The organism is Mycobacterium sp. E1747 (assembly GCF_001667775.1).
Taxonomy (GTDB): Bacteria; Actinomycetota; Actinomycetes; order Mycobacteriales; family Mycobacteriaceae; genus Mycobacterium.
In genome coordinates this window covers 1-10,472 of record NZ_LZJI01000153.1, presented here as the reverse complement: position 1 = coordinate 10,472, position 10,472 = coordinate 1, and the positions used below count along the sequence as shown (strand labels likewise).

The 10,472-nt window shown below is 70.9% G+C and carries 11 protein-coding genes and 1 pseudogene; 9 read left to right on the top strand and 3 right to left on the bottom strand.

The window, feature by feature from the left end; translation table 11 throughout:
* From A5695_RS30300 to A5695_RS14885, 7 genes and pseudogenes are all read left to right on the top strand, one after another.
* Positions 1-313: pseudogene (locus tag A5695_RS30300) on the top strand (hypothetical protein); the annotation flags it as partial.
* A gap of 234 nt (positions 314-547) precedes the next feature.
* Entirely contained in the window at positions 548-1,072 is a 525-nt protein-coding gene (rimP, locus tag A5695_RS14905; RefSeq protein ID WP_068083228.1) for a ribosome maturation factor RimP, read from the top strand.
* Complete coding sequence (gene nusA / locus A5695_RS14900) at positions 1,072-2,127, top strand: transcription termination factor NusA (protein WP_068083223.1); 1,056 nt, start codon at positions 1,072-1,074, stop codon at positions 2,125-2,127. Before rimP ends, nusA begins: the two co-directional genes overlap by 1 nt.
* A 95-nt stretch (positions 2,128-2,222) precedes the next feature.
* Entirely contained in the window at positions 2,223-2,609 is a 387-nt protein-coding gene (locus tag A5695_RS27650) for a YlxR family protein (RefSeq protein ID WP_082946106.1), read from the top strand.
* 74 nt (positions 2,610-2,683) lie between these two features.
* Positions 2,684-5,446, top strand: coding sequence for a translation initiation factor IF-2 (gene infB / locus A5695_RS14895; protein ID WP_068083218.1), 2,763 nt, complete (start codon positions 2,684-2,686; stop codon positions 5,444-5,446).
* 78 nt (positions 5,447-5,524) lie between these two features.
* Entirely contained in the window at positions 5,525-5,998 is a 474-nt protein-coding gene (rbfA, locus tag A5695_RS14890) for a 30S ribosome-binding factor RbfA (RefSeq protein WP_068083215.1), read from the top strand.
* Positions 5,973-6,983 (top strand): bifunctional oligoribonuclease/PAP phosphatase NrnA, encoded by a 1,011-nt coding sequence (locus A5695_RS14885; protein WP_156749661.1) that lies wholly within the window; start codon positions 5,973-5,975, stop codon positions 6,981-6,983. The genes rbfA and A5695_RS14885 overlap by 26 nt, the downstream gene beginning before the upstream one ends.
* A gap of 12 nt (positions 6,984-6,995) precedes the next feature.
* Here the strand turns inward: A5695_RS14885 and A5695_RS14880 are convergent, their stop codons facing one another.
* Positions 6,996-7,577 carry a hypothetical protein gene (locus A5695_RS14880; protein WP_068083212.1) on the bottom strand — a complete coding sequence of 194 codons (582 nt, stop codon included), beginning with the start codon at positions 7,575-7,577 and terminating at the stop codon, positions 6,996-6,998.
* Positions 7,578-7,802: 225 nt separating this feature from the next.
* Positions 7,803-8,552 carry an enoyl-CoA hydratase gene (locus tag A5695_RS14875; RefSeq protein WP_068083209.1) on the bottom strand — a complete coding sequence of 250 codons (750 nt, stop codon included), beginning with the start codon at positions 8,550-8,552 and terminating at the stop codon, positions 7,803-7,805.
* A gap of 43 nt (positions 8,553-8,595) precedes the next feature.
* On the opposite strand from A5695_RS14875, the gene A5695_RS14870 reads away from it, so the two are divergent.
* Together A5695_RS14870 and A5695_RS14865 are read left to right on the top strand one after the other, a co-directional pair.
* A complete protein-coding gene (locus tag A5695_RS14870; protein ID WP_068083206.1) occupies positions 8,596-8,865 on the top strand; it encodes a DUF2277 domain-containing protein in 270 nt (89 codons plus the stop codon).
* The gene (locus A5695_RS14865; RefSeq protein WP_068083203.1) at positions 8,862-9,434 is read left to right on the top strand and encodes a DUF1802 family protein; all 573 of its coding nucleotides are present in this window, start codon (positions 8,862-8,864) and stop codon (positions 9,432-9,434) included. The genes A5695_RS14870 and A5695_RS14865 overlap by 4 nt, the downstream gene beginning before the upstream one ends.
* Here the strand turns inward: A5695_RS14865 and A5695_RS14860 are convergent.
* A partial coding sequence (locus tag A5695_RS14860; RefSeq protein WP_156749660.1) for a CocE/NonD family hydrolase occupies positions 9,393-10,472 on the bottom strand: 1,080 nt, incomplete at its 5' end. The genes A5695_RS14865 and A5695_RS14860 overlap by 42 nt on opposite strands.

The following is a 10,472-nucleotide window of genomic DNA, read 5'->3' as shown; positions in this document are numbered from 1 at the left end:
GGCCGCGCTCGGGGTCCTCACCTCCGCCTGCGGCGAGTCCCCGCCCAAGCCCCCGGCCGTCGAAGAGCTGCTGGGGCCGTTGGACCAGGCCCGCAAGGACAGCGCGCTGGCCGGTGCCGCCGCGGCGGCCGTCGGCAACCCACCGCAGATCGCCGCCGCGCTGGCGGTGGTGGCGAATCAACGCGCCGCGCACGCCCGCGCGCTGTCGACGGAGATATCGCGGGCTGCCGGCAAGATCACCAGCTCGTCGACCAGCGAAACGACGAGCCCCAGCCCGAGCGCGGCCAGAGCCACGCCGCCGGCGAGCACACCCCGCCGGTTGACGGGGGGAACTGCGCTAGACACAAACACATCCTGCCATCGGCGCGGAGGCGGGTACGAAGCCAGGCGCGATCCGGCCGTCAGAGGCGATTCCTGGCGTATCGTTGATAGCTGGCTCTCGCGGAACGGCAGCCCTCGCGTTCCGCCAGGACTCTGGAGCCGCCCGCAAGCCACGGGGCGGCGACACCCTCCAGCTGACCGGACAACTCAAGATGAGGAGCTCGCCGTGACCACCGGGCTACCTTCGCAGACGCAGGTGATCGAGCTACTCGGTGACGAGTTCGCGCGCGCGGGATACGAGATCGAAGACGTGGTCATCGACGGCCGGACGCGCCCGCCCCGAATCACGGTGGTCGCCGACGGTGACGAGGCCCTCGACCTGGACACCATCGCCACGCTGTCCCGCTCGGCGTCGACTTTGCTGGACGGCCTCGACGACGTCGCGGAGCGCTACGTGCTCGAGGTGAGCTCGCCCGGCGTGGACCGCCCGCTGACCAGTGCGAAACACTTCCGTCGCGCCCGCGGCCGCAAGGTCGACATCGTCCTGTCGGACGGTTCGCGCCTGGCCGGCCGCGTCGGCGAGACCCACGATGGCGCCGTCGCGCTGGTGGTCCGCGAAGGCCGTGACTACCGGGTGCGTGACATTCCGCTCGCCGATATCGCCAAAGCCGTTGTCCAGGTGGAGTTTTCGCCCCCAACCCAGGCGGAGATGGACCTGGCGGGCCAGGCCGACAGGAAGGAGCGGCGCTGATGAACATCGACATGGCGGCGCTGCATGCCATCGAGGTGGATCGGGGCATCTCGGTCAACGAGCTCCTCGAGACGATCAAGTCGGCCCTGCTGACCGCTTACCGGCACACCGAGGGCCACCAAAACGACGCGCGCATCGAGATCGACCGCAAAACCGGTGTCGTGAAGGTCATCGCCCGCGAGACCGATGAGGACGGCAACGTCGTCAGCGAATGGGACGACACTCCCGAAGGTTTCGGCCGCATCGCCGCGACCACCGCGCGGCAGGTCATGCTGCAGCGGTTCCGGGACGCGGAGAACGAGCGCACCTACGGCGAGTTCTCCACGCGCGAGGGGGAGATCGTCGCGGGCGTCATCCAGCGCGACAGCCGCGCCAACGCCCGTGGCCTGGTCGTGGTGCGGATGGGCACCGAAACCAAGGCATCCGAGGGCGTGATCCCGGCGGCCGAACAGGTCCCCGGCGAAAGCTACGAACACGGCAACCGGGTGCGTTGCTACGTGATCGGCGTGACCCGCGGCGCTCGGGAGCCGATGATCACGCTGTCGCGCACGCATCCGAACCTGGTGCGCAAGCTGTTCTCCCTGGAGGTTCCCGAGATCGCCGACGGCTCCGTCGAGATCGTCGCGGTCGCCCGCGAGGCCGGCCATCGCTCCAAGATCGCGGTGAAATCCAACCTCCCCGGCCTGAACGCGAAAGGGGCCTGCATCGGCCCGATGGGCCAGCGGGTCCGCAACGTGATGAGCGAGCTGTCCGGGGAGAAGATCGACATCATCGACTACGACGAGGACCCGTCGCGGTTTGTCGCCAACGCGTTGTCGCCGGCCAAGGTGGTCTCCGTATCGATCATCGACCAGAGTGCGCGGGCCGCCCGCGTGGTGGTGCCCGATTTCCAGCTGTCGCTGGCCATCGGCAAGGAGGGGCAGAACGCGCGGTTGGCCGCCCGGCTCACCGGGTGGCGCATCGACATCCGCGGCGATACGCCGGGCAGTTCCGAGACGCATTCGCAAGCCCGCCCCGAACACGGCGCGACCCATCCGGTGGCGCACGAGCGTTAGCCGCGGCGACCCGCCCGCCGCGGCGGCCCGCGACCGAGAGCGCCCGGCACCGTCGGGCGGTTCTGACGAACGGGTGAGTGACGCTAGACTGAGCCGTGATCCAGCGTGAGCCTTCGGCCCCCGATCCCGAAAGGGCGCACAGGCGTGTGGACGGACCAGTCCGGACGTGCGTCGGGTGCCGGAAGCGAGAGTTGGTCGTCGAACTGCTTCGCGTAGTGGCTGTGTCCCGCGGGAACGGCGAATGTGCCGTAATCGTTGACACCAGGAGTAGCCTGCCGGGGCGGGGTGCGTGGCTGCATCCCGCATCGCAGTGCGTGCAACAGGCGATTCGGCGGCGGGCTTTCACCAGAGCGCTGCGCATCACCGGTTCCCCGGACGCGTCCGCGGTGGTCGAGCACCTAGAGTCTCTAGGCGCGCCCGATCGTCTCGGCAGCAACAGAAGAGGCAGCAAAGAACATGAGCACACCGTGAAGTCCCGATGACTCGCATTCCTATGCGTTACAGCTAATTCCCGAGGCGCGGCCCCACGACTGTCGCCTCATAGACAGGAGATGTAGTGGCAGGTAAGGCCCGCGTACACGAGTTGGCTAAGGAACTCGGTGTCACCAGCAAGGAAGTTCTCGCCCGGCTGAATGAACAGGGCGAATTCGTAAAATCCGCATCGTCAACGGTGGAAGCGCCGGTCGCTCGTCGACTGCGCGAATCCTTCGGGGGCGGCAAGGCGGCTCCCCAGAAAACCGCGGCCAAGGCGGCCGCCAAGGCCCCCGCCAGGGGGCCGGATCCATCGCTGGACCAGGCCCTCGACAAGGCCATCGGCAATGGTGAGGCCGCCGGCGCGGCGACGACGCCGACGGCGCAGGCCGCCCCGGCCGCGCCCACGGAAGCGCCGGCGCGCCCCGGCCCGGTGCCCGGCCGCCCCGCACCGGCCCAGCCCGGGCAGCCGAAGCCGCCCGCGCCCGGCCAGCCGACCGGCCAGCCCGGACCTCAACCCGGCATGACGCCGGGTCCGCGCCCGGGTCCGGCGCCGAAGCCCGGCGTGCGCACCCCGCGCGTCGGCAACAACCCGTTCTCGTCCGCACAGCCCGTCGACCGGCCGATCCCGCGCCCGGTGCCCCGCCCCGGGGCGCCCCGGCCCGGCGCGCCGCGTCCAGGCGCTTCGCCCGGCAACATGCCACCCCGTCCCGGCGGTGCCGCAGGTCAGGGCCGCCCGGCCCGACCCGGCGCCCCGCGGCCCGGTGGTGGCCGGCCAGGTGGGCCCGGTGGCCGTGATGGTGGCGGCGGCAACTACCGCGGCGGTGGTGGAGGAGTTGGCGCTCCGCCCGGTGGCGGCGGCGGTGCGGGAGGTTTTCGAGGCCGTCCCGGTGGCGGTGGTGGCGGTGGCCGCCCTGGTCAGCGCGGCGGCGCGGCCGGCGCGTTCGGCCGTCCCGGCGGTGCGCCCCGGCGCGGTCGCAAGTCCAAGCGGGCGAAACGCGCCGAGTACGAGAACATGCAGGCGCCGGTCGTCGGCGGCGTGCGGTTGCCGCACGGCAACGGCGAGACCATCCGGCTGGCCCGCGGCGCGTCGCTGTCCGACTTCGCCGACAAGATCAACGCCAACCCGGCCTCGCTGGTGCAGGCGCTGTTCAACCTCGGCGAGATGGTGACCGCCACCCAGTCGGTCGGTGACGAGACGCTCGAGCTGCTGGGCAGCGAGATGAACTACGTCGTCCAGGTCGTCAGCCCCGAGGACGAGGACCGCGAGCTGCTGGAGTCGTTCGACCTGACCTACGGCGAGGACGAGGGCGGCGAGGAAGACCTGCAGACCCGGCCGCCGGTGGTGACCGTGATGGGTCACGTCGACCACGGTAAAACCCGACTGCTGGACACCATCCGGAACGCCAGCGTCCGCGAGGCCGAGGCCGGGGGCATCACCCAGCACATCGGCGCCTACCAGGTGTCCGTCGACCTCGACGGCACCGAGCGGCTGATCACCTTCATCGACACCCCGGGACACGAGGCGTTCACCGCCATGCGTGCCCGCGGCGCGAAGGCCACCGACATCGCGATCCTGGTGGTCGCCGCCGACGACGGCGTGATGCCGCAGACGGTGGAGGCCATCAACCACGCGCAGGCGGCCGACGTGCCGATCGTGGTGGCGGTCAACAAGATCGACAAGGAGGGTGCCGACCCGGCGAAGATCCGCGGGCAGCTCACCGAATACGGCTTGGTTGCAGAGGACTTCGGCGGCGACACGATGTTCGTCGACATCTCCGCCAAGGAGGGCACCAACATCAAGGCGCTCGAGGAGGCGGTGCTGCTGACCGCCGACGCCGCCCTGGACCTGCGGGCCAACCCCGACATGGAGGCCCAGGGTGTGGCGATCGAGGCGCACCTGGACCGCGGCCGCGGCCCGGTCGCCACGGTGCTGGTGCAGCGCGGCACGCTGCGGGTCGGCGACTCGGTGGTGGCCGGCGACGCCTACGGTCGTGTTCGCCGCATGGTCGACGAGCACGGCGAGGACGTCGAGGAGGCGCTGCCGTCGCGGCCGGTGCAGGTCATCGGCTTCACGTCGGTGCCCGGCGCCGGTGACAACTTCCTGGTCGTCGACGAGGACCGCATCGCCCGCCAGATCGCCGACCGGCGCAGCGCCCGCAAGCGCAACGCGCTGGCGGCGCGGTCGCGCAAGCGGATCAGCCTGGAGGACCTGGATTCGGCGCTGAAGGAAACCAGCCAGCTGAACCTGATCCTCAAGGGCGACAACGCCGGTACGGTCGAGGCGCTGGAAGAGGCCCTGATGGGGATTCAGGTCGACGACGAGGTGGAACTGCGCGTCATCGACCGCGGCGTTGGTGGCATCACCGAAACCAACGTCAACCTGGCGTCGGCGTCGGATGCGGTGATCATCGGCTTCAACGTGCGCGCCGAAGGGAAGGCGACGGAGCTGGCCAACCGCGAGGGCGTCGAGATCCGCTACTACTCGGTGATCTACCAGGCGATCGACGACATCGAGAAGGCCCTGCGCGGCATGCTCAAGCCGATCTACGAGGAGAAGGAGCTGGGTCGCGCCGAGATCCGCGCGATCTTCCGGTCCTCGAAGGTGGGCATCATCGCCGGCTGCATGATCAGCTCCGGAGTGGTGCGGCGCAACGCGAAGGCCCGCCTGTTGCGGGACAACGTCGTGGTCACCGAGAACCTCACGATCAACTCGCTGCGACGGGAGAAGGACGACGTGACCGAGGTCCGCGAGGGCTTCGAGTGCGGTATGACGCTGGGCTACTCCGACATCAAGGAAGGCGACATCATCGAGTCCTACGAGCTCGTCGAGAAGGAGCGCGCCTGACCACCGCCCGACGGTGCAGAAGGAGATGTGATGAGGTGGGGGTACCACCCGCTTGCGGGGGAGAGGCGGTGAATCAAAATGCCTGACCCGGCACGGGCGCGGCGATTGGCCAAACGCATCAACACCATCGTCGCCTCGGCGATCGAATTCGAGATCAAGGATCCCGGCCTGGACGGGGTGACCATCGTCGACACGAAGGTCACCGCCGACCTGCACGACGCGACGGTCTTTTACACCGTGATGGGCCGCACCCTGGACGACGAGCCGGACTACGCCGCCGCGGCGGCCGCCCTGGAGCGCGCCAAGGGCGCGCTGCGCACCATGGTGGGGGCGGGAACCGGCGTGCGTTTCACGCCGACCCTGACCTTCAACCGCGACACCACGTTGGACACCGTGCAACGGATGGACGAGTTGCTGGCGCGCGCCCGCGCCGCGGACGCTGACCTGGCGCGCGTGCGCTCGAGGGCCAAGCCGGCCGGGGACGCCGATCCATACCGTCAAAGCGGGGCAAGCGACGAGGACGACGGTGACGACGACCGACGCGAAGGCTGAGCTGTCCCGCGCCCCGGGGGCCGGGGCGCGCATCGACGCCCGCGGCGCGGTCGAATTGCTTTCCGCCGCCGAAACTATCGCGGTCGTCGCCCATGTCCACCCCGACGCCGACACCATCGGCGCCGGACTGGCGCTGGCCTTGGTGCTGGACAAGTGCGGCAAGAACGTCGAGGTCGGGTTCGCCGAACCGGCCACGCTGCCGGAGTCGCTGGCGTCGCTGCCCGGCTGTGGGCTGCTGGTCGGCCCGGACGCGATGCGGCGCGACGTCGATTTGGTTGTCACCGTTGACGTCCCGAGCGTCAAGCGGCTCGGCGCGCTGAGCGGCCTGGCCGGTGCGGGCCCGGAGTTGCTGGTGATCGACCACCACACCTCGAACGAGCTGTTCGGCACCGCGAACTTCGTTGACGTGTCGGCGGATTCGACCACGATGTTGATCGCCGACATCCTCGACGCGTGGGACAAGCCGATCGACCCGGACGTCGCGCACTGCATCTACGCCGGCCTGACCACCGACACCGGGTCCTTCCGCTGGGCCACCCCCCGCGCCCTTCGGCTCGCGGCCCGGCTGGTCGAGGTGGGCGTCGACAACGCGGCGATCAGCCGGACGCTGATGGACAGCCACCCCTTCGACTGGCTGCCGCTGCTCTCCCGTGTGCTGGGCTCCGCCCACCTGCTGCCCGCCGGCGGCGGCGGCCGCGGCCTGGTGTACGCGGTTGTCCGACACCAGGATTGGGTCAGTTCGCGCCCCGAGGAAGTCGAGAGCATTGTCGACATCGTGCGCACCACGCAGCAGGCGGAGGTGGCCGCGGTGTTCAAGGAAGTCGACCCGCAGCAGTGGTCGGTGTCGATGCGGGCCAAGGCCGAGGTGGACCTGGCGGCGGTCGCGTCCACATTCGGCGGGGGCGGTCACCGGCTGGCCGCCGGCTATTCGACCAGCGGCCCCATCGACGACGCGGTATCCGCGCTGCGCAATGCCCTGGGCTGAAACGGCTTTGGGCTAGAACGCCCAGCTGCCCGAGCGCTGCAGCACGAATCCGTGGTCGCCGCTGGTGGTGTCCAGGCAGGCCACCAGGTTGTCGGCCCCGACCGCGCAGGTGACGTTCAGGTACGTCAGCTTCTGACCCGCTCCCAGCAACTTGCCGCCCGGCGGCAGGGCGGCGGGGCTGCCGTCACACCCGCCGTAGGAGATGCGGCTCAACTGGTAACCCGGCCCCTTGAACTCGGCGGAACCCACCAGGCAGTCGCCCGGGTGCGGGCGCCCGCCGAGCACGGGCACGTCGTCGATCCCGGGCATGTCGCCCTTGCACTTGATGTCCTGTGACGGCTGCGGCGCCGGCGCCGGTCCGCCATAGAAGTCACACGCCAGGGAGTACGGGGTGGAGAAACTGATCCGGGGCGCCGTGCCCGGCCCGGAGCTGGCCACGTAGCCGTCCGACGGGACGGGGGCGAAACCGTCCAGACTGGGGAAGCCCGGCGGTGGCTGCGCGGCCGCGCGCGGCGCCGCGGGCCCCACGATCGCGAACGTGAGCGCCAGAGCGCCCACCAGGACCCTCACGGTGACGTCGACGACCGCACGCATCAGCTGATCGTATGGGTTGCTGTCAGTTCACCCATAAACCAGCGGCGATCAGCACCGACCCGAGGGCCATGACCAGGCCCAATGCCGGCCACTTCCACATCCCGGGCCGCCCGCGACCAGCGCCCCGACGCATGACACCAGCGGAGCAGCACGGTCGCAGGCGATGTCCGCGGGCGCTCGTGCGCGCCGCTGAGCCGGCGGAAATCGCGACACCGGGACGGTCGGCTAGCGGACCTGGGCCCGCCCGCGCTGCAGCACCGCGTCGCGGTTGGCGGCGATGTCGTCGCCGCTGGTCCGGAACTGGCGGGCCGCCGTCGCTTCCATCCACAAGCCCGCGCTGGTCTGCGCGTCGTCGATCCGGTGATAGGATGCCAGCAGCGCGCGCACCGCGTCCTGGTTGTTGCCGACGATCGACGCCGCCACGCCGCGCGCGGTGCTCGCCAGCCGGTCGTGCGGCACCACCTCGGTGACCAGGCCGGCGCGCAGCGCGTCGGCCGCCGACAGGTAGTCCCCGGTCATGCTCATGCGCCGGGCCAGGCCGATGCCCACCTTCTGCGGCAGCCGAACGCTCAGCCCCCAGGTGGGCAACAGGCCCACCCGGGCGTGAGTGTCGGCGAACCGGGCGTTCTCCGAGGCGATCAGGATGTCGCAGTAGAGGGCCAGCTCCAGCCCGCCGGTCACCGCGGCGCCGTTGATGGCACCGATGACCGTCTTGCTCAGCGCTGGCCACCGCGGGGAGATATCCGGAAGCGCCGAGGAACCGCCCAGCTCTTTGAGGTCCAGGCCCGCACAGAACACCGGGTCGGTGCCGGTGACGATGATGACGTCGACGTCGTCGTCGGTTTCCGCGTCGGCCAGGGCCCCGAAGAACCGGTCCCGCAGCGCCGAGGACAGCGCGTTGCGGGACTGCGGCCGGTTGAGGGTCAGGGTGCGCACCCGCTCGTCGGTCTCGATCAGCAGGATGTCGTCGGTCATGAGATCACCGTAAAGGGTCGCCGCCCACGCCTATGGTTGAGGCATGTGCCGGAACATCACCGAGCTGCGGGGCCTGCAGCCGGCCGCCACGCCCGAGGAGATCGCGGCGGCGGCGCGCCAGTACGTGCGCAAGGTCAGCGGCATCACCCGCCCCAGCGCGGCCAACGCCGAGGCCTTCGAAGCCGCCGTCGCCGAGGTCACCGCGACGACCGCGCGATTGTTGGCGGCCCTGCCCCCGCGGCGTCAGCCGCCCAAGACCGTCCCGCCGTTGCGCCGGCCCGAGATGGTCGCCCGGCTGGCCGGAACGCAATGACGCTCAGCGCCACCACCGGAACCACGACGCCCGCACTCAAGGAGTGGAGCGCGGCGGTGCATGCCCTGCTGGACGGGCGACAGCAGGTGCTGCTGCGCAAGGGCGGCATCGGCGAGAAGCGCTTCGAGTTGGCCGCCGACGAGTTCCTGCTGTTCCCGACGGTCGCGCACAGCCACGCCGAGCGCGTCCGGCCCGAACATCGCGACCTGCTGGAGGCGGCCGCCGCCGACAGCACCGAGGATCGTCTGGTGATCCGGGCGGCCGCGAAAGTCGTCGCGGCAGTGCCGGTTGACCGGCCCGACGGCCTACCGGCGATCGAGGACCTGCACATCTGGACCGCCGATTCGGTGCGCGCGGACCGGCTGGACTTCCGCCCGAAGCACAAGCTGGCCGTGCTGGTGGTGTCGGTGTACCCGTTGGCCGAGCCGGTGGACGTCACCCGCACACCCGACTACGGGGGCTGCAAAAGCTGGGTGGAGCTGCCCGTGCGGGCGACGGTCGCGGCGCCCGTTCATGATGACGCCGCGCTAGCCGAGGTCGCCGCCCGCGTCCGGCGCGCCGTTGGCTGACAGGTCGAGCGGGCCGACCGGCAACAGGAGCCGGGAGCGCCCGTAGCGCACGGTGTGGGTGGCCGGCATCGACCGCCGGCCCGTCAGGATCGGCTCGTCGGTGCCCAGGTTGCGCGCGTAACGGGGGAACCAGCTGCCGGCGATCAGCACCCGGATGCGTGAGCCGGCGCGGAAGCGGTGGGCCGTGCCGTCGAGTTCGATGCGGACGGTCTTCTTCGAGGTCTTGGCGGCGGCCGCCAGCCGTCGGTAGCCGTCGCTGACGTTTGTCGATCGGCCCTTGGCGTCGACTTCGCTCACCCGGACGAACAGGTCGACGTGGGGAATGTCCGCGCCGTGCGCCAGCTCGACCACCGGGCTCCCGTACACGCACAGGTCGTGGGTGAGGGTGAGGCTGGTGAAGGCCAGCACGTCGTCGCGCGTGGCGAGCCGGCTGTCGTCGCGGTAGCCGCCGTTCGGCGACAGCAACGGGCCGCCCGTGGTGGGTGTGGGGTCGGCGGGGTCGTAGCGGAAGGTCGCCGGCGCCACCCGCGTCAGGTCCGTCGGCGCCGTCTCGCCGAGGTGGCCGCCCGGCCGCAGGTACAGCGCGCGTTCGGTGGTGGCCGGCGGCCAGTCGGCCACGTTGCGCCAGCCCTGCCCGGTGACGCAGACCCGCACCCGGTTGGGCCGGCCCGCGGGCGCGCCGCCCAGGTGGGTGTCCAGCCAGTCCAGGGAATCCCGCGTGCAGGTGCTCAGCCCGGTGGTGAGCACCTGGCCGTGTGTCCACGGGCCCATGGTGAGCGCGGCGTCGATTCCCCTGCGGCGCAGCTGCGTGTACTGCTGCAGCGTCTGCCTCACGAAGATGTCCTGCCAACCGCCGATCAGCAGCACGGGCACGTCGACCCGGTCCAGCGCGGCGCCGCAGCGCAGAGCGTCCCAGAACGGATCGCCGGGGTCGGTGTGCTCCACCCACGACTCGAACCAGGGCGCGCCCGCACCGAGCAGCGCGCGGGCCGTGTCCCCGATCGGGAGCCCGAGGGCCGCCCGCGCCACCCTGCTGCG